Source organism: Streptomyces triticirhizae, assembly GCF_003696235.1.
Lineage (GTDB): Bacteria > Actinomycetota > Actinomycetes > Streptomycetales > Streptomycetaceae > Streptomyces > Streptomyces triticirhizae.
The window spans coordinates 77,812-101,280 of the sequence record NZ_RFFJ01000004.1; the positions used below are offsets into that span (position 1 = coordinate 77,812).

Consider the following 23,469-nt stretch of genomic DNA (forward strand, 5'->3'; position numbering starts at 1 on the left):
TGAGCTGCGCCTTCACCGGCCCCCCACGGAACGGAACGCCCGCCCTCCCACGGGCTTCACCGCGGTCCGGGGCGGTCGGTCCCGGGGCGGTCCGGAGGGTTCAGGCCAACTCCTCGGCGGCCCGCCCGGCGACCCGGTAGGCCAGCGCGAGGATGGTCAGCACCGGGTTGACGCCCCCGTTGGTCACATGGAGCGAGGCGTCCACCACCCGCACATTGGCGTGCCCCCACACCCGCCCCCAGGAGTCGGTGACCGAGTTCGCGGGGTCCTCGCCCATCCGGCAGGTACCGGCCTGGTGTTGGCCGCCGCTGGGATGGGTGGCCTGGACGGTGCCGAACGGGAACACCGCCCGCGCCCCGCTGGCCCGCAGCCAGCTCTCGGCCTTCTCGGCCAGCAGCCGCTTCGCGGCCAGGTCCGCCTCGTGCGGCCGACCGGCCAGGCGCACCACGGGTATGCCGAACGAGTCCCTGACGCCGGTCGCCAGGGTCACCCGGGAGGTCGGGCTTGGCACCTCGTGCACCGGCCCCGTCACCATCGCCAGCCGGGGGTACAGCTCCCGCAGCCCCCGGACGGCCGCGCTCCCCCAACTCGGGATCTGCCCCAGCGAGAGCAACGTCTGGTACGCCTGCAACGGGGTCGGCACGAAGTCGTTGGCCAGCATCCCGCCGCCCACGACGCCCGGGTTGTGGTGCCGGAAGTCGTTGCAGGCGATGCTCGGCCCCGGGCCCACGCAGTCCTGGACCACCTCGTCGAAGAGGGCGTGCGCCCCGGCGTAGCCGTGGCCCTGGAGATGGCGCCCCACCTGGTCGTGGTTGTTGCCCAGGCCGTTGGGCTCCCGCGCCGACGGGCTGTTGAGCAGCAGGCGCGCGGTCTCGATCGCGCCGGCGCCCAGCAGAAAGGCGCGCGCCCGCACCTCGCGCCGCAGCACCCGTTCCCCTCGTTCCCCGTCGGGCCCCGGCCGTCGGCCGACGAGCGCGACGGCGACCGCCCGGCCGGCCGAGTCGGTGACCAGCCGCTCGGCCCGCGCCCCGGTGAGCACATCGCAGCGGCCGGTGGCCAGGGCCCGGGGGATCACGGTGTTCCTGGTGTCGTTCTTGAAGTCTCCCGGGCAGCCGAAGCCGACGCAGGCGGCGCAGTTCAGGCAGCCGCCCCGCCCGTTGTAGGCAGTCGAGTTGATCAGCAGCGGCACCGGCGAGGTCGCCAGGCCCAGCTCCCCTGCGCCCCTGGCCAGCGGTCCCGCCACCGCGTTGGGACGCACCGGCGGCATGGGGTAGCCCCGGGCGCGCTCGCCGGCGAACGCGTTCCCGCGCGGGTCCCCGCTCACCCCGATCTCCCACTCGGCGCGGTCGTAGTAGGGCGCCAACTCCTCGTAGTCCAGCGGCCAGTCGGCGAGGCCGCTGCCCTCGGGGACGCCGTAGAGGCTGGCCATCCGGAAGTCCTCGGGGCAGAACCGCCAGGCCTGCGCGCCATAGACGCGGGTTCCGCCGCCGACGGTCATCGCGTTGTTGTTCCAGCGGGCGTCGTCAGGCCAGACGGTCTCGTCGCCGGCCAGGCCGGCCGCCACCCTCGGGTTGCCCTCGGCCGGCGGGCCGGCCGTGGCGTCGTAGGCGCCGTTGACGGCGACGCGGCGCTGGCCGCGCAGGTGGTCGGCGCGCAGTCCGGCCGGGGTGAGCCACTCGCCGCGCTCCACCAGCAGCACCCGGTGGCCGGCCTCGGCCAGCACACAGGCCGCGACGCCGCCGCCCGCCCCCGAGCCCACCACCACGGCGTCGTAGTGGCCCGCGACGGCGTCCCAGTCGACGGTGGGCGGCGGGGCGTCGTCGGGCTCCGGCCACGAGGCCGAACCGGGCCGCTCGCGGTAGCCGATCAGCCGCCAGGAGAGGCCCTCGCGGTTGCCGCCGTTGCCGGGGTCGCCCCAGAAGCCCTGGGCGGCGAGCCGGATCACGGTCCGCAGGAACTCCTCGGGATCGGTCCCGCCCCACTCGGCCCTGGCCTCGCCGTCGAGCAACTCCTCGATCACCACGTCCTGTTCGGCCGGGGCCAGGTCCGCGAAGCGCACACCGCAGCTGGGACCGCCCGCGTTCCGCGCGCACGCCTCGTGGTCCAGCAGGCCGAGGCCGGTCTCGACCAGGGGCGCGAGGCGGCGCGCGTCGCCGGCCAGGATGCGCGGGAGGAAGGTGTCGAGACCCGCCTCCCACCCGGCCGGGTGGTCCTCGGCCGGGATCAGGCGGTTCACCAGGGCCCTGAGGGTGACCATCCGGTGGGGTGGGGCGGGTTGCCACGGCTCCATCGGCACTCCTTCGGATCGCTGCCGAACGGTCGGCGCTCCGTCGGGTCGTTGTCCCCACGGCCACACGGCACGCCCCAGCACATCAAACCCGTCCGAGTGGCGGTGTTCCATGGTCGGACTCCCACCGAAAGTGATCGAAAGCTCCGTGGGGTCACACCAACCGCCGTGCCCCGCAGGGGGCGTCGGCGACCGGGCCGGGGCCTCGGCGACGCGGTTCACTGCCCGCCGCGCGGCGCGTACATGATCACGGCCATGCCGACCAGGCACACGGCGGCGCCGATCACGTCATAGCGGTCGGGTCGATACCCGTCCGCGACCATTCCCCAAGCGATCGAACCGGCCACGAAGATGCCACCGTAGGCCGCCAGGATGCGACCGAAGTTGTCGTCAGGCTGAAAGGTCGCGACCACCCCGTAGAGCCCGAGGGCGATCGCCCCGGCGCCGCCCCAGATCCAGCCCCGGTGTTCGCGCACCCCCTGCCAGACCAGCCAGGCGCCGCCGATCTCGAAGAGCGCGGCGACGACGAAGAGCGCGACGGAACGGGTGACCAGCATGGAGCGTCCTCGGGGAGCGGGAGTTGGGGGCGGGCGGGGGCGCGTTCAACGGGCCGGGCCGGGCGGCCGGTCCTCGGGCGCCTCCGGCGGGCCGAAGAGCCCGTCGAGCAGCTCCGCCGCCTCGGCCGGCCCGCTCACCTCGCAGTGCAGCTCGGGGCCGTCGAAGACGAGGCGGAACGCGAGGAACGGGCAACACCGCTGCTCGGACACGACCAACTCGGCGAGCGCCGCCGCGCGGTCCGCCGGCACGGTCAGCCGCACCCCGCCGGGCAGCGGGGCGCGTCGGGCGCCCTCGGTGAGGCGGCGCCAGGCGGCCGTCCGTTCGGCGAATCCGCCGCCGTCCAACGAGCAGGCCACGGGCGGCTCGGCCACCGGCGGCCCGGGCTCGGGGGCGTCGGGCGGTTCGAGAAAGACACAGCTCGGGTCGCACCGGCCGGAGCGGTCGGGCAGCGCGTCAAGCCGCGCCAGCGCGGCACGGAGGGTCGCGGTGAACGAGGCCAGTTCGGCCGCCCGTTCCTCGGCCGCCGCCAGCCGCGCCAGGACCCGGGGCCGCAGATCGGCCCGGACCGCGCGGCAGTCGGCCGCCTCCCAGACCGCCAGCAGCTCCGCGATCTCCTCCAGCGAGAGGCCCAGGTGCTTCGCCGTGGCGATGAAGGCCAGGCGGTCCACGGCGTCGCGACCGTAGACCCGGTACCCGGCCGGCGTCCGCGCGGCGGGGAGCAGGCCGGCCGACTCGTAGTAGCGGAGCGTGGTCGCGGGAACGCCCGTGCGCGCGGCGAGTTGGGAGATCCGCAGGGTGTCCATGGCGGAAACGGTAAACCTTCCACCCGACTCGAAGGTCAAGCCCGCACGGTTCCCGGCAGGTTCCCGGCAGGTTCCCGGCAGGCCGCCGCCCCGGGCCGGTCCTTCGGCCCGGGGCGGCGCGGGGTCGAGACCCCCGGGTCAGGCGCTCCTCTGGGGCTCGCGCTGCGCGGCCGGCCGGCGCTGCCTCCCGTTGATGGCGCTGACCAGCAGTTCCGTCTCCTCGACGAAGCCGCTGACGCGCAGGGTGCCGCCGCCCTTCAGTTCGCAGCGGCAGACCACGTCACGGCCCAGGAAGCGGGCGAGCGGGTAGCGGTGCCTGGCGGAGGTCACGGAGACGATGTCCGTCCACGGCACCACGGTCAGCCGGCCGGCGGCCCGCCGGGTGAGCCCGTGCTCGCGGACCACGTACACCTCGCCCCGGTCGCGCCGGCAGCGGCGCCAGACGCGCGCCGCGAGCGCCAGGGCGCCCAGCGCGAGCGCGGCGCCCAGGACTCCCACCGCCGGTGGCCCGTCCCCGAACGCCGCCCAGCCCGCCGCAGCGAGCCCCACGACCGCCAGCCCCACCGCACCCCAACCGACCCGAGCGCGCCGGCGGTTGTCCGTGTGGTGCTTGCGCACCAACCTGCCCAGTGACCGTTCAACTCCAGAGGCCACGCCGCATCACTCCCGTCTCTCGTTCCCGTCCTCGGGCGGCTCTCGCCTGGCGTGTGGCACCAGTGTGCGACAGCCCGGGGCGACTCGGCGACACCTCGGACGGCGCCACGCGCGGGAGGTTGACGGAACGGTGGCGGAGCGGCGCGGGAGCGGTCACGGAAAGGGGGCTCGGCGTGGCCGGCCCCGGCCCCGGCGCGGTCCGGCGCGGCGCGGCACGGTCCGGCGCGGCGCGGTCAGTTCAGGCGACCGAGGGACTCGACGGCCGCCAGCGGGTCGGGGCCGGCCGGGATCACCACCAGCCGGTCGGCGCCGGCCTCGTGCAGGGCCCGCACCCTGGACCTGCCGTGCTCCGGGGTGCCGGAGACGGCGAGCTGGTCCACCCAGTCGTCCGGCAGCGCGCGGGCGAACTCCTCGGGCGATCCGCTCTGTTGACGCAGCGCCGCCAGCCCGTCGGCGAACGGCAGGGGCGCGATGTGCGGCGCCCACGCGGGCTCGCCGACCATCTTCAGCCCGTCCCTGGCGTGGTCGCGGGCGACGCCCGGGTCCTCGTCCAGCGCGGCGACGGTGTAGGCCACCAGCAGGTGGTCGCCCTCGGCGGCGATCTGTTCCCTGGCCACCGCCAGATACTCGGCGCTCGCCGGCTCGGCCAGCAGCGTGCCGTCGGCCACGCGCCCGGAGACCGCCAGCGACCTGGGCCCGCGCACCCCGCCGAGCACCAGCGGCGGTCGCTCCGGCGGGGCGGCCAACTCGACCGCGTCCAGCCGCACATACCGGCCGGACACGGTGACCCGCTCCCCCGCCAGCAGCGCCCGGAGCGCCGCCAGATACTCCCCCAGCAGGGTCAGCGGGCTGGCGGGCCACGAGCCGACCTGCCGCATCCAGTCGGGCATCCCGTGTCCGACCGTCACGATCAGGCGGCCGGGGTGGAAGTTCGCCAGGGTGGCCACCTCCATGGCCGCGAACGCGGGGTTGCGCGCGCCGGCGGGCAGCAGGCCGAGGCCGACCGTGATGCGTTCGGTGGCGGCGAGCACGGTGGCGGCCTGGGCGATCCCCCCGTTCAGGAAGCAGTCCTCGACGATCCACAGCGAGTCAAAACCGAGCTGTTCCGCCCGCTGGGCGAACGTGACCATCGTCGACCGGTCCAGCAGGCCGGGCACCAGCACACCCACGGGGCAACTCACGGCGGCTCCTCACCAACGCACGGCATCGCCGACCGCTCCGGACGACGTTCTCCCTGCTCAACGACGGGGCGGCGAAGGAGTTCCAGGCGCTGGACCGCTCGGGCCGGGCGCCCGGGAGGCGGCCGGACGCTTAAGGAGTGGCGGCGCGGCCCGGGGGCGGTGAGGATGCCGCGATGGATGTCTTCCTGGAGACCGCACGCCTCAGACTCCGTCCGTTCACCGAGCGGGACGCCAGCTCGCTGTTGGCGCTGGACAGCGACCCCGAGGTCATGCGCTACCTCACCGGGGGCCGGCCGACCAGCGCCGAGGCGCTTCGGCTGCGCACCCTGCCGCGACTGCTGCACGTTCATCCGGGCTGGGCGGCCGGGCGCGGCTACTGGGCGGCGGAGGAGCGGAACTCGGGCGTCTTCCTGGGGTGGTTCGAGTTCCGGCCGCTGGAGTCGGCGAACGGCGCCGGAGCCGGTGGGACCGGAGCCGCCGGGGTCGAGGTGGAGTTGGGCTATCGGCTGGCGGCGTCGGCCTGGGGTCGCGGCCTCGCGACGGAGGGGGCGTCGGCCCTGGTCGACAGGGGGTTCGCGGAGCTGGGGGTGGCGCGGGTGACCGCCAACACCATGGCGGTCAACGCCCGTTCGCGCCGCGTGATGGAGAAGGTGGGGCTGCGGCTGGTGCGCTCCTTCGCCGGCGACTGGCCTGAGCCGATCCCGGGTTCGGAGCACGGCGAGGTCGAGTACGCGCTGACGCGCGAGGAGTGGGCCGCGCGCCGTTGAGCGCCTCGGCGCACGCGACCGGCGCCCCACCGGGGGTGAGGCGCCGGCGCGCTCGGGGTGCTTCCTCCCGGTTGGGCGGTCAGTCCCGGTAGAGGACGACGTGCGCGGGGACGTCGAGGGCGCCGCCGAAGGCGTTCTCCACGGCCGACGCCTCCGCCGCGTTCGGGTAGGGGTTGGTGCACGCGACGCCGGCGGTCGAGCCGGACATCAGGCTGCTGCACGGGCCGGGCTTGATGTCGGGGAGGCCGAGGATGTGGCCCAGTTCGTGGGAGGCGATCCGGGTGGTGTCATAGCCCTCGTCCACGGCCTGGCGGCCGAACCAGACGATGCCGTTGCCCAGGCTCGTCATGAGCGCGCGTGGCCAGCCGTCGTCGGCGACGATCTCGATGTTGGCGGACTCGCCGGCGCCCGCCGGCTCCAGTTGGACGTTGGCGACGCTCTCGTTCCAGATGGCGGCGCCCGCGTGCACGGCGTCGACGAACTCCTCCGCGCCGCTGACGTCATAGGTGAGCGTCGTCGCCGCGGCGGACTGGCCGTCGGCGACCGCCTGGCCCGAGGTCCAGAGCAGCGCCAGGCTCGCCAGCAGGGTGACCAGCACCCGGGTGGCCTTGTTGAGGGTCACGTCAGCCTCCTGTGGGGGGACGTTAAGAGGTGTGCATGACAAACCTCACCCTGCCCACCGGGGCGCCGAACGAATCCGGTCCCCCGGCCGTCGCCGGTGCGGCCGGCGGCCGGTGCGGCCGGCGGCCGGTGCGGCCGGCGGCCGGTGCCGGATGTCAGCGGTCAGCGACGCCGGCGCTCGGTCACATACGCCATCACCTCGGGCGTGGCCTTGCTGGGCGCGCCGGAGTCGAAGGGCGGCTGCGGGTCGTACTCGACGGACAGTTGGGCGGCCCGGGCCGGCACCGGCCCTGCGAGCCGCTCGGCCAGGGTGAGCGCCATGTCGATGCCGGCGGAGACGCCGGCGGCGGTGATGACACGGTCCCGCACGACCACCCGCTCCTCGGTGTAGCGGGCGCCGTGTGCCTCCAGGTCGGCGACGGCCGACCAGTGGGTGGTGGCGTCCAGGCCGCGCAACAGGCCGGCGGCGCCCAGGATCAGGGAGCCGGTGCAGACCGAGGTGGTCCATCGGCTGCCCGCGTGCATCCGCGCGATCCACGCCAGGAGGACGTCGTCGCTCTGGAGCGGCCTGGCCCCGGGGCCACCGGGAACGACCAGCACATCGGCGCTGTCGAACTCGGCGAACGCCGAGTCGGCCCGCAGCCCCAGGTTGTTCGCGCCGTCGGTGACCACCCCCGGCGTGAGCGCGGGGAAGTGCACCTCGACGCCGGGGAGTTGGCGCAGCACCTCGTAGGGGCCAACGGCGTCGAGGGTGGTGACGCCGGGGAACAGGGGGATCAGGACGCGCATGATGGCCTCACGTTCTCGGGGTGGCGGTCGCCTGGTGGCGTGCACGGGTTGACGGACGTCGGTGGCCGGTCACGTTCGCCGGTCTCGGTGACGGGCTCCGGCCGGTCTCGGTCGCCGGTCACGTTCGCCGGTCACGTTCGCCGGTCTCGGTGACGGGCTCCGGTGCGGGAGCGTCCGCCGGGCGCGGCGGACGAGGGGGCGCGACACCGCCGGACGCGTCGCGGTTCGTCGCGGGTACAGCGCGGGGTCGTCTCGGGTACGGCGCGGGGTCATCTCGGGCCGGGCAGCGCCCCGGGGCGGGCGAAGCGTTCCCGGTAGGCGCCCGGGGTCACGGTCAACAGCCGCTTGAAGCTGCGGTGGAAGGTCTCGGCGGTGCCGAACCCGCACGACCGGGCGATGGCCTCCATGGTCACGTCCGTGGTCTCCAGCGGCCTGCGGGCGGCCTCGACGCGGGCCGTCTCGACATAGCCGGCCGGCGTCCGGCCCACCGCCTCGCGGAAGACACGGGCGAAGTCGCGTTCGCTCATCCCGGCGCGGGCGGCGAGCGCGGCCACGGTCAGGTCCTCGTCCAGATGGTCCACGATCCACTCCCGAACCTCGCGCACGGGCGCGCGGGCCGGACGCTGGGCGGCCAACTGGGTGCTGAACTGCGCCTGGTCGCCGGGGCGTTGCACGAACATCACCAGCTGCCGGGCGATCTCCCGGGAGAGCTGGGCGCCGTGGTCCTGCTCGACCAGGGCCAGCGCGAGGTCCATGCCGGCGGTGACGCCGGCGGAGGTCCAGACATGGCCGTCCCGAACGAAGATCGGCCGGGGGTCGACGGCGACCTCGGGATGGTCGGCGGCGAGCCGGTCACAGGAGGCCCAGCGGGTGACGGCCCGGCGCCCGTCGAGCAGCCCGGCGCTGGCCAGCAGGAAGGCGCCGCTGCACACGGAGGCGACACGGCGGGCGCCCTGGGCGGTGTGCCGGAGCCAGTTCACCAGGCGTTCGTCCTCGCGGGCCCGGTACACGCCTCGGCCCCCGACGGCGATCACGGTGTCGACCGGCCCCTGGAGCTGGTCGGCCGTCAGGGTCGGGGAGACGGAGAGCCCCGAGCTGGCGACCACCGGCCCCCGCTCGGCGGCCACCACCTCGATCTCCACCTCCCCGGTCCGCTGGCCTGCGGCGGTGAACACCTCGTGCGGGCCGGCGAGATCGAGGATCTGGAAGTGCGGGAAGACGACGAAGACGACGCGGCGAGTGGGCACGTCCCGATTCCGCTGCCGGCGACGAACCGGCGGCAATGACACGCTTCTGACGATTCCCGCCAACCACCGCGCCCGGGGCGCGTCCGCCGCCCGGCGGGGCGAACGGGGGCGGACCCGGGCTGGGCGGCGACTCAGCGGGGTGGTTCGGGAGGGACGCCCACGGCCGGCGTCCATGGCCGAGCCGTCACGACAACTGGGCCTCGATCTCGGCCAGTTCGGCCTCGCTGAAGTCCAGGTTGTTGATCGCGGCGACGTTGTCCTCCAACTGCCTGACGCTGCTGGCGCCCACCAGGGCCGAGGTGACCCGGCCGCCGCGCAGCACCCAGGCGATGGCCATCTGGGCGAGGCTCTGGCCGCGCCGCTCGGCGATCGCGTTGAGGCTCCGCACCCGGTCCAGGGTGTCGCCGGTCAGGCCCTCGGGGGTGAGGAACGGGCTGGCGCTGGCGGCCCGCGAGCCCTCCGGGATGCCGTTCAGATAGCGGTCGGTGAGCAGCCCCTGGGCCAGCGGGGAGAACGCGATGGAGCCGACGCCCGTCTCGTCCAGCGCGTCGAGCAGGCCGTCCTCGACCCAGCGGTTGAACATCGAGTAGGACGGCTGGTGGATCAGCAGCGGCGTGCCCAACTCGCCCAGGATGCGGGCGGCTTCGCGGGTCTGCTCGGGCGAGTAGTTGGAGATGCCGACATAGAGCGCCTTCCCCTGGCGCACGGCGGCGTCCAGCGCCCCCATGGTCTCCTCCAGGGGGGTGTCGGGGTCGGGGCGGTGGGAGTAGAAGATGTCCACGTACTCCAGCCCGAGGCGGCTCAGGCTCTGGTCCAGGCTGGAGAGCATGTACTTGCGGGAGCCCCACTCGCCGTAGGGACCGTCCCACATCAGATAGCCGGCCTTGGTGGAGACGACGATCTCGTCGCGGTAGGGGCGCAGGTCCTTCGCGAGGATGCGACCGAAGTTCTCCTCGGCGGCACCGGGCGGGGGGCCGTAGTTGTTGGCCAGGTCGAAGTGGGTCACGCCGAGGTCGAACGCCCGACGAACGATGGCGGTCTGGGTGTCGAGCGCCCTCTCGGCACCGAAGTTGTGCCACAGGCCCAACGAAACGGCCGGCAGCTTCAGGCCGCTGCGGCCCGAGCGCCGGTAGGCCATGTCCTGATAGCGGGTGTCGGCGGCGACATAGGTCACGGTGCGTCCTCGTTCGAATCGTCCGAATCAAGCCAAAGCTCCAGCTCTCGCGAGCCGCCGAGTATCGTCACACGGGCCCGCGTGGGAGGCAACCGAGTCCTCGCCGCGACGACGCCCGCGACCACGCATCTCACCTGGGCTTTCTCCGCCGCGCCCGCCGTGTGGCGGCGGCCGGGGCGGATCGAGTCCCATCGGATGGCCGGCGCGACCGGGCAACCGCTGCCATGATGCGGTCCATGGTCGACCAACCCACCGATCAGACCACCGGGATACGGCGCGCCACCGCGTCGGACTGGCCGGAGCTGACCCGCATCGACCCGATCGCGGCCGCCGGGGACGACTCCCGGCGCGCCCATCTGCGGCGCTGGTGCGATGAGCGACTCGCCCTTGTCGCCGAGGACTCCTCCGGGGTGCTGGGGTACTGCGTGCTGGAGTACACCTTCTTCGAACAGGGCTTTGTGACCCTGCTGATGGTGGCGCCCGGCGCTCGCCGGAGGGGCGTCGGCACCCGTCTCCTGGCCGCCGCCGACGAGGCCCGCACCTCGCCGAAGCTCTTCACCTCAGCCAACCTCTCCAACCGACCGATGCGCCGACTGCTGCGCGCCACCGGCTGGCGCCCCGTCGGGCTGGTGCAGGGCCTGGACGAGGGCGATCCCGAACTCTTCTATCTCAGCCCCGGCTCCCCACCCCCACCCGCCGCGGCGACCACCGACCCCGAAGCCCTCGACGAACCCGACGCTCTCGACGAGGCCGACGCCCTGGACACCGCCGAGCCGGCCGACGCGAAACGGAACGGCTCAGAGCTTCCGCTTGAAGACCCAGACGGACAGCGGAGCGAAGACCACGGCGATGGCCAGGGCCCAGGCGAGTGACTTGAGCACGGGGGTGGCGACCGCTCCCCCGAGCATCAGCCCACGACATGCCTCCGCGAGGATGCTGACGGGGTTGATGTCCACGAAGGCCTGGAGCCAGCCGGGCATGGTGTCGGCGGGCACGAACACGTTGCTGACGAAGGTGATGGGGAACAGCGCGGTGAAGCCGAAGATCTGCACCCGCTCGGCGTCCTTGGCGAGGAGCCCGACCAGCACGGCGACCCACGAGAACGCCAGCGCGAAGACCAGCAGCAGCACCACCGCCCCCAGCATTCCGGGCACCCCCGGCGGTCCCAGCCGGAATCCGAGGATCAGCCCGACCACGAAGACCAGCAGGATCGACCACGCCTGCTTCACCTGGTCGGCCGCGATCCGGCCGGCCAGCGGCGCCCAGCGCGCGATCGGCAACGATCGAAGCCGGTCGAAGAAGCCTCTGGTCAGGTCGGTGTTGAGCCCCTGTCCGACGTAGAGGGTGACGAACAGCATGTTCATCACGATCATCCCCGGGAGCATGAACCTCAGATAGTCGTGCACCGACCCGGCGATGGCGCCGCCGAACACATAGGTGAACAGCAGCACGAACATGATGGGCTGGATGCTGAAGTCGCTCAGCTCGAACGGGTTGTGACGCACCTGCACCAGGGTTCGCCAGGCCAGGGTGAGGCTCTGTCTGACCCCCTCCAGCAGCCCGACGCGGGGCGCCGGCTCGGCCTCGGGGGAACGTCCGCCGGTCGCCGCCTGAGCACTCATCGGGGCACCTCCTCGCTCGGGTCGCCCTGCCGTCCCGCCTCGCCGTCCCCCTCCTCCGAAGCCGCCTCGACCTCCTCGGCCGGGCGGCCGGTGAGGCTGAGGAACACCTCGTTGAGGCTGGCACCCCGCAGCGCCAGCTCGGTGACCCGCACATCGGCCTCGTCCAACCGGCGAACCACCGCCGGCAGCACGGCCGGGTCCGTGATCGGAGCGGTGACCAGGGCCCCCTGCACCTCGGGCTCCACCCGCGCCAGCTCTCCCACGATGCGACGCACCGTGGACAGCCGCTCCGCGTCCTCCGGCCTGACCGCGAGGGTGCTCCCGCCGGCCCTGGCCTTCAACTCCTGCGGGGTGCCGGTGGCGATCACCCGCCCGTGGTCGATCACCACGATGTCGTCGGCCAACTCGTCCGCCTCGTCGAGGTACTGCGTGGTGAGCAGGACCGTGGTGCCGCCCGCGACCAGCTGTCTGGTCAGCTCCCACATCTCGGTGCGGGCGCGCGGGTCGAGACCCGTGGTGGGCTCGTCGAGGAAGAGGACCGGGGGCCTGCCCACCAGGCTGGCCGCCAGATCCAGCCGGCGCCGCATCCCTCCCGAGTAGGCGCCCACGGCCTGGTGGCCCGCGTCGGCGAGCCCGAACTGCTCCAGCAGCTCCTCGCCGCGCCGCCGCGCCTCACCCCTGGCCATGCCCAGCAACCGCCCGATCAGCAGCAGGTTCTCGATGCCGGTGAGCTGCTCGTCCACCGAGGCGTACTGCCCGGTCAGCCCGACCAGGCGGCGCACGCGGTGCGCGTCGGAGCAGACGTCGTAGCCGTGCACGCTGGCCCGCCCGGCGTCCGGCCGCAACAGGGTGGCCAGCACCCGCACCACCGTGGTCTTGCCCGCCCCGTTGGGGCCGAGCAGGCCCAACACGCTGCCCTTCGCGGCCTGGACGTCCACGCCATCCAGCGCGGTGGTCCCGCCGAAGCGCTTGACCAGCCCCTCGGCCCAGATGGCGTGCTCCATGCGCGCTCCTTCCGAGCACTTCCACTATGCAGTTGTTCTCGGAGCGGCCGCGACCGGAGGCTCAGAGGGTCGCGGCCGAGCGTATGCCGAGGAGGAGCAGCGCCACGGCGCTCGCTCTGGCGAGGAGACGGCGCGGCCCCGGCCCGGCGAGCAGCCGTCCCGCCCGGGTGAGCAGGGCCGTCCACAGCCCGAGCCAGCTGGCGACCAGCAGGGCGTGGACGCTGGCCAGCAGCAACAGCTGTCGTCCGAGGGGCCTGGCCGGATCGAGGAACTGTGGCGCGAGGGTCAGATAGATCGCGGCCGCCTTGGGGTTGAGCACGTTGCCCAGCAGGGACTGCGCCCAGGCCGACGACGCCAGGCGCCCGCCGAGCCACCGCCCCGGCGGCGCGGAGGCGCCCCGCCGCCTCTCGCCGCGTGGTCCGGCGGAGCGCCAGGTCCAGACAGCGAGCCCGACCAGATAGGCGGCGCCCAACAGCCGGAGTGCGGTGAAGGCCAGCCCCGAGCCGGCGACCAGCGTGGAGAGCCCCGCCATGGCCATGGCGGCGTGCGCATAGAGCCCGCCGGCCGTGCCGAGGATGACCGGGAGAGCCCGCCGTCGCCCGGCGTCGGCGACATGCCGGACCAGCAGGGCCAGGCTGGCCCCAGGGGTGGCGACCAGGGGCAGCACCGCGAGCGCGAACCCGCCGGCCGCCGCCTGGGGCGTCACGGCACCACCCGGAAGTGCGTCGTCAACCGGTGCTCCCGGTCCAGGAGATGGAAGGCCACTCCCGGGAGCGCGGAGCGGTCCGCGACCGAGGGCCCCTCCCACGGCATCCGCAGCGTCCAGGTGACGGCGGGGGCCACCAGCACCGGGATGCCCGCGAAGAAGGACGCGGCGGCCGTGTGGGCGTGGCCGGTCAACAGGGCCACGATCTGCGGGTGGGCGGCCAGCAGCTCCACCAGCCGCTGCCCGGTCTCCAGCCGCGAGGAGTCCGGGATCGGATGGCCCAGCTCCACGGGCGGCTGATGGAAGGCCAGCAGCGCCGGGACGTCAGGGCCGAGCGCGCCGAGCGTGGCCTCGATCCACTCCAGCGTCTCGGGATCGAACCGGCCCTCGTCCCGCCCCGGGATGGTGGCGTCGCACATCAGCACGGCCGCGCCGCCGACCCGGTGCAGCTGGTTGATCGGGCCGGTCTCGGGCGGCTCACCGAGCAGGACGTCGCGGTAGGTCGCGCGGTCGTCGTGGTTCCCCGGGCAGCACAGGACGGGGAAGGGGGCGGCCAGCAGCTTGGCTGCCTCGCGGTACTCCGACTCCGCCCCGTGGTCCGCGATGTCGCCGGTGACCAGGAGGGCGTCCGGCGGGCGAGGGAGCGCCCGCAGATGGTCCATGACGCGGGTGGTCCGCTCGGAGGCCCGGTCGGTGCCGTCCAGGTGAATGTCGCTGATCTGTGCCAGAAGCAGGGCCATGGCCCACACCCTCCCTTGAGTTCCTCACGGTAAATTCCCTCTTTACCGTGAGAACAATCTAGACTAGAGTCGTCACCGAGCGCAACCGTCAGGCGGCCGAGAATCACGGAACGTCAGCTGACCAGGGCGGAAGCGCCGGCAGGCCACTCGATCGAGGGAAGCGAAGGAGAGGCGGCGAGGATGCGGCGGTTTCTGGCGGTGGAGTTCGCCACCACGATCCGGCACGACGGGCACGGCGGGGTGACCGACGAGTTGGCCACCCCCGAGGCCCTCGCCGGATGGCTGGCGGAGCGGGCCGACCTCTTCTCCCCGCCGCTCGACGTCGAGGCGGCACACTGCGACGAGGCGTTGCTGGCCGAGGTGGTCGGGCTGCGCCAGGCGGTGCGCGCGCTCTTCGCGCGGGCCGTCCGCCCCGGCCCGCCCAGCCCGGCCGACGCGCATCGGCTGCTGCCGATGGAGGAGGCCATGGCCCGGCTCAACGCGGCGGTCGCCCGGGAGCCGATAACGCTCCGGCTGGAGTGGCCCGACGGGCAGCCGCCCAGCACCAGCCCGGAGTCGAGGACCGAGGACCAGCGGATCAGGCTCATCGCATCCCTGGCCAGATCCACGACGGCCTTTCTCACCGGCCCCTTCCGGGAGCGGCTGCGTGCCTGCACCGCGCCGCGCTGCGTGCGGTACTTCGTGCAGGGACACGGCCGCCAGGAGTGGTGCAAGCCCAGCTGCGCCAACCGCGCGCGGGCCGCGCGCTACTACGAGCGGCAGCGCTCGGTGCGCGCCGAGCGGGACGGGGCGGCGGACTCATGAGGGCCTGCTCGCCGCGTCCGGGCCCGCCCGCCAGCATCCCCGCTCCCACCGCCAGGCCCCCGGCGGCGCTCCAGAAAAGAAGGACGGCCACCGCGCCCCGCGCGATGGCCGCCCCTGAGTGTCGGTCCTTCGGATCAGTCGGCCCGCTGGTCGCGGCGCAGCACCGCGACGCCGCGCGGCGCGAGCAGCCCCGGCCGCTCCCCCGCCACGGGAGCCAGCGGCTCGCCCGCCAGCCCGGCGATGTCGACCGGCTCGTCCGTGCGGTTGACCAGGAACCAGTAGTCGCTCCCCGCGCCCGACCGCACCGTCAACTCGACGCGCCCCCGGGCGGGTTCGGGCAGCTCACTGTCGACGCCGGCCGCCCCGAGCAGCCGGTCAAGCAGCGCCGGCAGCCCCTCGGTCCCCAGTCGGGTCGAGACATAGGCGGCGGAGCCCTCGCCCAGCGCCCTGCGCGTGATGGCAGGACCACCGGCCAGCTGGCCGTCCTCGTAGCGCGCCCACACCTCGACGTCCGGATCGGTCACGGCGATCCGATCCGTCCAGAGCGTGCCCACGGCCCCGTTGTCGAGGGTGACCGTCTGCTCGGGCAGCAGCGGGGCGAACTCCTCGATCCGGATGCCCAGCAGGTCGCGCAGCGCGCCGGGGTACCCCCCCAGCCAGGCGTGGTCGTTCTCGTCCACGACACCGGAGAAGTAGGTGGTGACCAGGTGCCCGCCCCGCTCGACGAACCGCGTCAGCTCCTTCGCCAGCGGCTGCGGCACCACGTGCAGGATCGGCGCCACCACCAGGTCGTAGGAGTCCAGGGAGGCCCCCGTGTGGATCACGTCGGCCCGCACCCCGAGCGCCAGGAAGGCGGAGTACCAGTCCAGTGCCTCCTGCCGGTAGTTCAGCAGCTCGGTGGGGTGGGAGTCCTGCTCGCTCGCCCACCACGACTCCCAGTCGAACAGGATCGCGGCCCGCGCCGGCTTCCGCTCGCTGCCCACGACCTCGGCCAACGAGCCCAGGCGCGCGCCCAGTTCGACCACCGAGCGGAAGACCTCGGAGTCGGCGCCGGCGTGCGGCACCATCGCCGAGTGGTACTTCTCTGCGCCCGCCGCCGACTGCCGCCACTGGAAGAAGCAGACGGCGTCCGCGCCGTGGGCCACGTGCAGCAGCGAGTCGCGGGCCAGTTCCCCGTCCCGCTTGGCGACGTTCACCGACTGCCAGTTGACGGCGCTGGTGGAGTGCTCCATCAGGAACCAGGGCCGCCCACCCGCGATGTTCCCCGTCAGGTTGGCGGAGAAGGACAGCTCGTCACGGGACTGCGCACCCGGGCGCACATAGTGGTCGTTGGAGACGAAGTCGATCTCACCGGCCCAGTCGGCGTAGTGCATCCCCTTCGTCTCGCCCATCACCATGAAGTTGGTGGTCACGGGCACATCGGGGGTGACGCGCAGCAGCACGTCGCGCTCGGCGCGCAGGTAGTCCTTCAGCGCGTCCGAGGAGAAGCGCTTGAAGTCCAGCTGCTGGGTCGGGTTGGGGTGCGAGGCGGCCAGCCTCGGCGGCAGCACCTGGTCGAAGGCGCCGTACCGCTGGGACCAGAAGTCCGTTCCCCAGGCGGCGTTCAGGGCGTCGACGGTGCCGTAGCGGGCGCGCAGCCAGTCCCGGAAGGCCCGGGCCGCGTCCTCGGAGTAGTCGTAGACGTTGTGGCAGCCCAGCTCGTTGCTCACATGCCAGGCGGCCAACGCCGGGTGGTCGCGGTAGCGCTCGGCCATCGCCGTGGTCAGCCGGAGGGCGTGCTCCCGGAAGACCGGCGAGGTGGGCCGCCAGTGCTGCCTGGCGCCCGGCCAGACGGTCTCGCCCCGCTCGTTCACCGGCAGGATCTCCGGGTGCAGGGTGCTCAGCCAGGGCGGCGGGGAGGCGGTGGCCGTGGCCAGGTCAACGGCTATCCCGCCGCTGTGCAGCAGATCCATGGCCTCGTCAAGCCAGGCGAAGTCCCAGGCGTCGGGGGCCGGTTGGATGCGAGCCCAGGAGAAGATCGCGAGTGAGACGATGTTCACGCCCGCCTCGCGCATCAGGCGGATGTCCTCCTGCCACACCTCGCGCGGCCACTGCTCGGGGTTGTAGTCGGCGCCGTAGGCGAACCTGGGCCTTGACTCATCGGTCGGCCAGCGCAGCCAGCGCGGCGACGGGTCGCGGGTCATCGTGCTCCTCGGGTGGTTCGAACGGCGCGGGGACGGTGGTGTCCCCGCGCCGTCAGGGGGTGCGACCTGGGTCAGTCGGTGATGGTGAAGCCCTGCTCCTCGCCGTAGCGGCGGGACGCGTCCTGCCACTGGGCCAAGCCTTCGGCGAGCGTGGTGTTGGACACATAGGCCTTGCCCGCCGTGTCGTTGAAGATCGAGTTGGCGTACACCTGGAACGGCAGGTACGACCAGTCGTCGGCGACGTTGGCGGCGGACTCGGCGAACACCTCGTTGGCGCGCTGACCACCGAAGTACTCGAACTCGGTGCTGAGGAACTCCTCGGAGTTCAGGTCGGCGGTGGTGGCGGGGAAGGCGCCGTTCTCCAGTCGGGTCGCCACGCCGTCACCGGCGTTGGCGTACTGGAGGAAGCCGTAGGCGAGTTCCTTCTTGCTGCTGGCGTCGGGGATGGTCAGGGCGCTGCCGCCGTTCTCGGCGCTGGCCGGAGCGTTCTCGTCCCACTGGGGCAGCGGGGCGACCCGCCAGGAGCCGGCGCCGTCGGGCAGGCTGGACTCCAGGTTGGCCGGCATCCAGGCGCCGGTGGCCAGGCTGGCGATGGTGCCGTCGCCCATGCCCTGGAACCACTCGTCGCTCCAGGAGGTGATCGGCGCCAGCAGGTCCTCGTCGAGCATCTGCTGCCACAGGTCGATGAAGCGGGTGCTGCCCTCGTCCGAGAAGTCGATCCCGACCTCGGTGCCGTCCACCTGGTAGGGGCGGCCCCCGGCCTGCCAGATCATGCTGGTGGCGAAGCCACCGTCGCCGGTGTCGTTCGTCATGTAGGCGTTGGGGTTGGCCTCGTGGAGGTCGCGGGCGGCCTGGAGGTACTCGTCCCAGGTGGTGGGCACCTCGATGCCGTACTCGTCGAAGAGGTCCTTGTTGTAGTAGAGCGCCATCGGACCGGAGTCCATCGGCAGGCCGTAGATGCCGTCGTTGGCCTGCACCGCGCTCCACGGGCCGGGCGAGTAGCTGTCGGCCAGCTCCCCGGCGCCGAAGCCGGACAGGTCCGTGATGGACTCGTTCAGGGAGAACTGCCCCATCGCGTAGTACTCGATCTGCGCCACGTCAGGGACGCCGGAGCCGGCCTGCATCGCGTTCTGGAGGGCGGTGTACTGGTCGTTGGCGGTGCCCGCGTTGACCAGGTTGACCTTCACGTTCGGATACTCGGCCTGGAAGTCCTCGACGACCTGGCCGAGGGTCGGCTCCCACGCCCAGACGGTGATCTCGCCACCCTCCTCCAGAGCCTGGGTCACCTCGTCGGCCGAGGCGCCGGCATCGCCGGAGCCCCCGTCGTCGGAGCCACATGCCGTCAGGCCCAGGGCCACCACGGTGGCCAGCCCGACTCCGCGCAGAGCGCGGCGCGCTGTCTTGGTCATCACAGTCAACTCACTTCGCTGTCAGAACTGTTGTCAGGAGGAGGAAAGAGAAGAAGGAACGGATGGAGGGGCCGTGGCCGGTCACTCCTTGACGCTCCCGGCGGCCAGCCCCGACTGCCAGTAGCGCTGGAGCAGGAGGAAGGCGACGATCAGGGGAAGGATGGTGAGCAGCGAACCGGTGATCACCAGGTTGAAGATGGCCTCGCCGCCGGCCGTGGAGGCCTGGGCGTTCCAGGCGTTGAGGCCCAGGGTCAGCGGGTACCAGTCCGGGTCCTTGATCATGATCAGCGGCAGGAAGTAGTTGTTCCAGGTGGCGACCATGGTGAACAGGAGCACCGTGACGATGCCCGGCGCCATCAGCGGGAGGCTCACCCGGAAGAAGGTGCGCAGCTCGCTGGCCCCGTCGATCCGCGCCGCCTCCAGCAGTTCGCCGGGGATCGCGTCCGCCGCGAAGACCCACATCAGATAGAGCCCGAACGGCGAGATCAGCGAGGGGATGATCACCGCCCAGGGCGTGTTGGTGAGGCCCATCTCGCTGAACATGAGGAACGTGGGCACCGCCAGCGCCGTCCCCGGCACGGCCACCGCGCCGATCACGACGGCGAACACGGCGCGCTTCCCCGGGAACTGGAACTTGGCGAGCGCGTAGCCGCCGAGGACCGCGAGGAAGGTCGCCCCACCGGCGCCCGCCACCACATAGAGCAGGGTGTTGAGCAGCCAGCGCACGAAGACGCCGTCGTCATAGGTGAGGGTGTCGGTGATGTTGCTCCACAGCGCGAAGTCGCTGTCGAACCACAGGCCGAAGGAGTCGAAGAGGCCGGGCTGGGTCTTGGTGGCGTTGATCGCCAGCCAGGCCAGCGGCACCAGTGAGTAGACGAGGACCAGCCCGGTGAGGACGGTCAGCAGGGTGCTGCGCCGAGGGTGGTTGACCGAGTGCGGCCGGCGGCGGCGCTGCCTGAGAGCAGGCCCCGGGCGCCGGGTGCGGGTCGTCGTGGCTGCCATCGGTCACGCTTCCTTTCGCATACCGCGGAGCTGCACGACATAGGCGACGACCATGGTCAGCAGGCCCATGAGGATGGCCACGGTGGCGGCGTAGTTGTGCTGCTGGCCGGAGAAGGACAGCGAGTAGGTGAAGAGGTTGGGCGTGAAGTAGGTCGTGATCGCGTTCGGCGCCAGGTTCTGGAGGATGCTGGGCTCGTTGAACAGCTGGAAGCTTCCGATGATCGAGAAGATCGTGGCGATCACCAGCGCGCCCCGGATGGCCGGCAGCTTGATCGCGGTGATCATCCGCAGCTGGCTGGCCCCGTCGATCTCGGCCGCCTCGTAGAGCGAGTGCGGGATCACCCGCAGCGCGGCATAGAAGATCAACATGTTGTAGCCGACGAACTCCCAGGTCACGATGTTGCCGATGGAGGCCAGCACCAGGTCGGGAGAGAGCGGGTTGGGCAGCGAGACGTTGAACGTGTCGTTGATGTTGCCCACCAGGCCGAAGCGGCTGCCGTAGATGAATCCCCACATCAGGGTGGCCACGACGGCCGGCACCGCGTAGGGCATGAAGATCGCGATGCGGAAGAAGTTCTTGCCGTAGAGCCGGCCGCTGTCGATGGCCAGCGCGACCAGCAGCGCGATGCCCAGCATGATCGGCACCTGGATCACCAGGAAGAGGCTGACCCTCCCCAGCGCCTCCCAGAACTTCGGGTCGTCGAAGGCGCGTTGGTAGTTGTCCAGGCCCACGAAGGAGGTGCCGCCGACCATCTGCTCGCGGAAGAGGCTCAGATAGATCGAATAGGCGATGGGAGCGAGGAAGACCAACGCGAAGACGACCATGAACGGAGCGATGAAGCCCCACCCGACCCAGGATCGGCGGCGCGTCGACCTCTTCCTGGGAGGTGGTGCGGCCGGGCGCCCCGCCATCGTGGGCGGTGACAACGTCGTCATGGGATACCTCGCTGCTCTGACCCGAATGTTCACGCAAACAGGATCTTGCCGCCGAGGGCGCCCACCAGAGTGTTTACGTAAACATTGATTGATGTGATGCTTACACTGCTCCCTGGGGAGCGTCAAGCGCCGGACGGCAGGACCGAGCGGTGACGAGCAGGCTCACAAGGCACAACGCGGGAGAGCGGACCGGTGGACAAGATCGTGGACGGCGCGGACGCGGACCGTTCCCCAACGCCGGCCACCGAGCCGACATCCCGGCCCGCGCGCCGGCAACGACGGGTGTCCATGGCGGATGTCGCGCGGCTGGCCGGGGTCTCCTCGCAGACCGTCTCCCGCGTCTCCAACGGGCATCCCGGCGTCGTGGAGGACACCCGCCAACAGGTGCTGGCCGCGATGAAACAGCTGGGCTATCGGCCCAACAGCGCGGCTCGGGCGCTCAAGAGCGGAGAGTTCCGAACGATAGGCGTCATTCTCTTTACGCTGTCCACCACGGGCAATGTGCGCACGCTGGAGGCCATCGCCAACTCGGCGGCGGAGCAGGGCTACGCGATCACGCTGCTGCCGGTGGCCGCCCCCACCCAGGACCAGGTGCGGGGGGCCTTCACCCGGCTCGGCGAGCTGGCCGTGGACGCGATCATCGTGATCATGGAGGTCCACCTGCTGGACGCGGCGACGTTCACGCTGCCCCCCAACGTCAGCGTGGTGGTGATGGACTCCGACGCCGGGGACCGCTACAGCGTGGTCGACACCGACCAGGCCGGCGGCGCGCGCGACGCGGTGCGGCATCTGCTGGACCTGGGGCACGAGACCGTGTGGCATGTGACCGGGCCCCAGGACTCGTTCTCGGCCCAGCGCCGAACCGACGCCTGGCGGGCCGCCCTGGAGGAGGCCGGTCGGCCGGTGCCGCCTCCGCTCCCCGGGGACTGGACGGCCGAGTCCGGCTACCGGGCGGGGCTGCGGCTGGCCCGGGAGCCGGAGTGCACCGCCGTGTTCGCCGCCAACGACCAGATGGCGCTGGGGGTGTTGCGGGCCCTGCACGAGCACGGGCGCGCCGTGCCCGACGAGGTGAGCGTGATCGGCTTCGACGACATCCCCGACTCCAACTCCTTCATCCCGCCGCTCACCACGATCCACCAGGACTTCGCCGAGGTCGGGCGACGCTGCGTGGAGGGGGTGCTGCGCCAGCTGCGCACCGACACCATGGAACGGGGCACCACGCTGGTGCCGACCTGGATGGTGCGGCGCGAGAGCACCGCGCCCCCGCCCTCCGGGCGCTGAACGCCGCCGATCATCGGTCCCGCCTCGACCATCGGGGGCGGGACCGTTCCACCTTCGACAACGCCCGTTTGGTCCCGGTCAGTTGTGGTCAGGAGTTCTCAACCATGGCGTCGAGCAGGGCGGTCGACTCGGCGGTCCAGCCCAGGCTGCTCTCCACCAGTCCGACGGTCGCGTCGTGGTAGTTCCGCCCCTGGGGTTCGGCCACGCAGTCGGTGAGCAACAGCGGCCGGTAGTCACGGAACATGGCGTCCCTGATCGTTGACTCCACACAGATGCTCGTCGTACATCCCGTCATGATCAGGTCCTCGATGCCGAGTTGGCGCAGCTGGTCATCGAGCGTCGTGTTGTGAAAGCCGCTGAACCGGCTCTTACGCACCACCAGGTCCCCCGCCAGGGGCGCCAACCGGTCCACGATCCGGGTGTTCCAGGTGTCGTGCACCAGCACCCTGCCCTCCGTTCCGTCGGGGGCACTCACCGGCTGACCCACCCGGGCGGCGAGGTGGATCAGTCGGTTCTTCGACAACTCCGATCCGAGGTCGGACAGGTCCGGTCGGTAGCCATGCTGAAGGTAGACCACACGAAGCCCCTGGCGCCGTGCGGCCGTCAGCACCCGGGCGATCGGCTCGACGGTCGCGGCGACGGCCGACACATCGGCCCCTGACGCCTCGACCGCTCCCCCCGGGCTGACGAAGTCGTTCTGCATGTCCACCACCACGACGGCGGCCCGGGAGGGGCGCAGCACGAAGGGCTCCGGCCGCCCCACCACGGTCAGTTGATCCACGGCCATCGCTCCCGCTCCTTAGAAGTATCCAGCATGTGCACTTTTTGAAAGTACACAGGGCGCGCACTTCTGTGCAAGGCTGGGCCCGTGAGCCGATCCATCGAGCAGCCCCTGAACGCCAGGAGTCGCCGCACGCGACAGGCGATCCTCGCGGCCACCCGCGCCCTGCTGGAGGAACGCGGCCTGGACGCGCTCACCATGGCGGCGGTGGCCGAGCGCGTCGGTGTCTCGCGCCGTGGGCTCTACCTCCACTTCGCCTCGCGCGGCGAGCTGGTCGCGGCACTCTTCGACTATGTGGCCGGGGTCGAGGGCCTGGAACGGTCGCTCGAACATGTCTGGGCAGCGCCCGACTCCCCTGCGGCTCTGACCGAATGGGCACACCATCTGGCGCGTTACCACCCCAACGTGCTCGCGGTCGATCGAGCCGTGCAGCAGGTGCGCACCCACGACCCGGACGCCCGACGCCACTACGAGCGCGCCAACGCCGCGCAGTTGGCCAACTGCCGTCGGCTGACGCGGTGGTTGGCCAGGGAGGGCCGGCTGGCCGAGCCCTGGACCGAGGAGAGCGGAGCCGCCCTGCTGTGGTCGCTCGTCTCCAGCGAGGTGATCGGCGGCCTGCTGGAGGAACAGGGCTGGTCGCGCGAGGAGTTGGGCGAGCGACTGGCGCTACTCTACCGGCGCACCCTGGTGGCCGGCGACGGCTGAGCGCGGTCACACCCCGGCCGCTCCGGCAGGCCCGAGCGGCACCGAGGGTCGATTGTCAGTGACTCCTGGTAGACATGACTCCGCAGGTTCGCTACGGAAAGTCATCGGATCGGGAGCGGAGAGAGATCATGCGCGGCACCACACCAACTCGGGGCGGAAGCCTTATCGGTCGGCTCGTTCACGCGGGGCGGAGCCGGCTCCGCCGCGCGCTCGCG

23 protein-coding genes are annotated in these 23,469 nt (G+C 72.3%); 5 read left to right on the top strand and 18 right to left on the bottom strand.

Annotated features, from left to right (window positions below):
• Window positions 1-100: 100 nt before the first annotated feature.
• The 5 genes from EBN88_RS01875 to EBN88_RS01895 form a co-directional block, all read right to left on the bottom strand.
• A complete protein-coding gene (locus tag EBN88_RS01875) occupies window positions 101-2,290 on the bottom strand; it encodes a GMC family oxidoreductase (RefSeq protein WP_199742219.1) in 2,190 nt (729 codons plus the stop codon).
• Between the two features lie 215 nt (window positions 2,291-2,505).
• The gene (locus tag EBN88_RS01880; RefSeq protein ID WP_122182009.1) at window positions 2,506-2,844 is read right to left on the bottom strand and encodes a YnfA family protein; all 339 of its coding nucleotides are present in this window, start codon (window positions 2,842-2,844) and stop codon (window positions 2,506-2,508) included.
• Between the two features lie 45 nt (window positions 2,845-2,889).
• Window positions 2,890-3,648 (bottom strand): MerR family transcriptional regulator, encoded by a 759-nt coding sequence (locus tag EBN88_RS01885; RefSeq protein ID WP_122182010.1) that lies wholly within the window; start codon window positions 3,646-3,648, stop codon window positions 2,890-2,892.
• A 138-nt stretch (window positions 3,649-3,786) separates the two neighbouring features.
• A complete protein-coding gene (locus EBN88_RS01890; protein ID WP_147472623.1) occupies window positions 3,787-4,302 on the bottom strand; it encodes a hypothetical protein in 516 nt (171 codons plus the stop codon).
• 233 nt (window positions 4,303-4,535) lie between these two features.
• Window positions 4,536-5,483: an LLM class flavin-dependent oxidoreductase gene (locus EBN88_RS01895; protein WP_325052710.1), complete on the bottom strand. Its 948-nt coding sequence runs from the start codon at window positions 5,481-5,483 to the stop codon at window positions 4,536-4,538.
• Between the two features lie 173 nt (window positions 5,484-5,656).
• Between EBN88_RS01895 and EBN88_RS01900 the strand changes: the two genes are divergently transcribed.
• A complete protein-coding gene (locus EBN88_RS01900) occupies window positions 5,657-6,250 on the top strand; it encodes a GNAT family N-acetyltransferase (RefSeq protein ID WP_122182012.1) in 594 nt (197 codons plus the stop codon).
• A gap of 79 nt (window positions 6,251-6,329) precedes the next feature.
• On the opposite strand, the gene EBN88_RS01905 is transcribed toward EBN88_RS01900, so the two are convergent.
• The 4 genes from EBN88_RS01905 to mgrA form a co-directional block, all read right to left on the bottom strand.
• Window positions 6,330-6,872, bottom strand: coding sequence for a snapalysin family zinc-dependent metalloprotease (locus tag EBN88_RS01905; RefSeq protein ID WP_122182013.1), 543 nt, complete (start codon window positions 6,870-6,872; stop codon window positions 6,330-6,332).
• A 161-nt stretch (window positions 6,873-7,033) separates the two neighbouring features.
• Entirely contained in the window at window positions 7,034-7,660 is a 627-nt protein-coding gene (locus EBN88_RS01910; protein WP_122182014.1) for a DJ-1/PfpI family protein, read from the bottom strand.
• A 269-nt stretch (window positions 7,661-7,929) separates the two neighbouring features.
• Entirely contained in the window at window positions 7,930-8,907 is a 978-nt protein-coding gene (locus tag EBN88_RS01915) for a GlxA family transcriptional regulator (RefSeq protein WP_199742220.1), read from the bottom strand.
• A gap of 184 nt (window positions 8,908-9,091) precedes the next feature.
• Window positions 9,092-10,081 carry an L-glyceraldehyde 3-phosphate reductase gene (gene mgrA / locus EBN88_RS01920; RefSeq protein WP_122182016.1) on the bottom strand — a complete coding sequence of 330 codons (990 nt, stop codon included), beginning with the start codon at window positions 10,079-10,081 and terminating at the stop codon, window positions 9,092-9,094.
• Between the two features lie 236 nt (window positions 10,082-10,317).
• On the opposite strand from mgrA, the gene EBN88_RS01925 reads away from it, so the two are divergent.
• Window positions 10,318-10,953 carry a GNAT family N-acetyltransferase gene (locus EBN88_RS01925; protein WP_233580385.1) on the top strand — a complete coding sequence of 212 codons (636 nt, stop codon included), beginning with the start codon at window positions 10,318-10,320 and terminating at the stop codon, window positions 10,951-10,953.
• Here EBN88_RS01925 and EBN88_RS01930 read toward each other — a convergent pair.
• The 4 genes from EBN88_RS01930 to EBN88_RS01945 form a co-directional block, all read right to left on the bottom strand.
• Entirely contained in the window at window positions 10,879-11,703 is an 825-nt protein-coding gene (locus EBN88_RS01930; protein WP_199742221.1) for an ABC transporter permease, read from the bottom strand. The genes EBN88_RS01925 and EBN88_RS01930 overlap by 75 nt on opposite strands.
• Window positions 11,700-12,707 (bottom strand): ATP-binding cassette domain-containing protein, encoded by a 1,008-nt coding sequence (locus EBN88_RS01935; protein ID WP_122182017.1) that lies wholly within the window; start codon window positions 12,705-12,707, stop codon window positions 11,700-11,702. The genes EBN88_RS01930 and EBN88_RS01935 overlap by 4 nt, the downstream gene beginning before the upstream one ends.
• 61 nt (window positions 12,708-12,768) lie before the next feature.
• Window positions 12,769-13,413: a LysE family translocator gene (locus EBN88_RS01940; RefSeq protein ID WP_122182018.1), complete on the bottom strand. Its 645-nt coding sequence runs from the start codon at window positions 13,411-13,413 to the stop codon at window positions 12,769-12,771.
• The gene (locus tag EBN88_RS01945; protein WP_122182034.1) at window positions 13,410-14,153 is read right to left on the bottom strand and encodes a metallophosphoesterase; all 744 of its coding nucleotides are present in this window, start codon (window positions 14,151-14,153) and stop codon (window positions 13,410-13,412) included. Before EBN88_RS01945 ends, EBN88_RS01940 begins: the two co-directional genes overlap by 4 nt.
• Before the next feature lie 180 nt (window positions 14,154-14,333).
• Here EBN88_RS01945 and EBN88_RS01950 point away from each other — a divergent pair, with 180 nt between their 5' ends.
• A complete protein-coding gene (locus EBN88_RS01950) occupies window positions 14,334-14,957 on the top strand; it encodes a CGNR zinc finger domain-containing protein (protein WP_122182019.1) in 624 nt (207 codons plus the stop codon).
• Between the two features lie 134 nt (window positions 14,958-15,091).
• Here the strand turns inward: EBN88_RS01950 and EBN88_RS01955 are convergent, their stop codons facing one another.
• The 4 genes from EBN88_RS01955 to EBN88_RS01970 all read right to left on the bottom strand — a co-directional run bounded on the left by EBN88_RS01955 (window position 15,092) and on the right by EBN88_RS01970 (window position 20,487).
• The gene (locus tag EBN88_RS01955; protein WP_122182020.1) at window positions 15,092-17,140 is read right to left on the bottom strand and encodes a beta-galactosidase; all 2,049 of its coding nucleotides are present in this window, start codon (window positions 17,138-17,140) and stop codon (window positions 15,092-15,094) included.
• Window positions 17,141-17,211: 71 nt separating this feature from the next.
• The gene (locus tag EBN88_RS01960; protein WP_122182021.1) at window positions 17,212-18,549 is read right to left on the bottom strand and encodes an ABC transporter substrate-binding protein; all 1,338 of its coding nucleotides are present in this window, start codon (window positions 18,547-18,549) and stop codon (window positions 17,212-17,214) included.
• An 81-nt stretch (window positions 18,550-18,630) separates the two neighbouring features.
• Window positions 18,631-19,551: a carbohydrate ABC transporter permease gene (locus EBN88_RS01965; protein WP_122182022.1), complete on the bottom strand. Its 921-nt coding sequence runs from the start codon at window positions 19,549-19,551 to the stop codon at window positions 18,631-18,633.
• Between the two features lie 3 nt (window positions 19,552-19,554).
• Entirely contained in the window at window positions 19,555-20,487 is a 933-nt protein-coding gene (locus tag EBN88_RS01970) for a carbohydrate ABC transporter permease (RefSeq protein WP_122182023.1), read from the bottom strand.
• 201 nt (window positions 20,488-20,688) lie between these two features.
• On the opposite strand from EBN88_RS01970, the gene EBN88_RS01975 reads away from it, so the two are divergent.
• Entirely contained in the window at window positions 20,689-21,768 is a 1,080-nt protein-coding gene (locus tag EBN88_RS01975) for a LacI family DNA-binding transcriptional regulator (protein ID WP_233580387.1), read from the top strand.
• 88 nt (window positions 21,769-21,856) lie between these two features.
• Here the strand turns inward: EBN88_RS01975 and EBN88_RS01980 are convergent, their stop codons facing one another.
• A complete protein-coding gene (locus tag EBN88_RS01980; protein WP_199742222.1) occupies window positions 21,857-22,555 on the bottom strand; it encodes a cysteine hydrolase family protein in 699 nt (232 codons plus the stop codon).
• A gap of 81 nt (window positions 22,556-22,636) precedes the next feature.
• Between EBN88_RS01980 and EBN88_RS01985 the strand changes: the two genes are divergently transcribed.
• Window positions 22,637-23,254: a TetR/AcrR family transcriptional regulator gene (locus EBN88_RS01985; RefSeq protein WP_158621301.1), complete on the top strand. Its 618-nt coding sequence runs from the start codon at window positions 22,637-22,639 to the stop codon at window positions 23,252-23,254.
• Window positions 23,255-23,469: the final 215 nt, after the last annotated feature.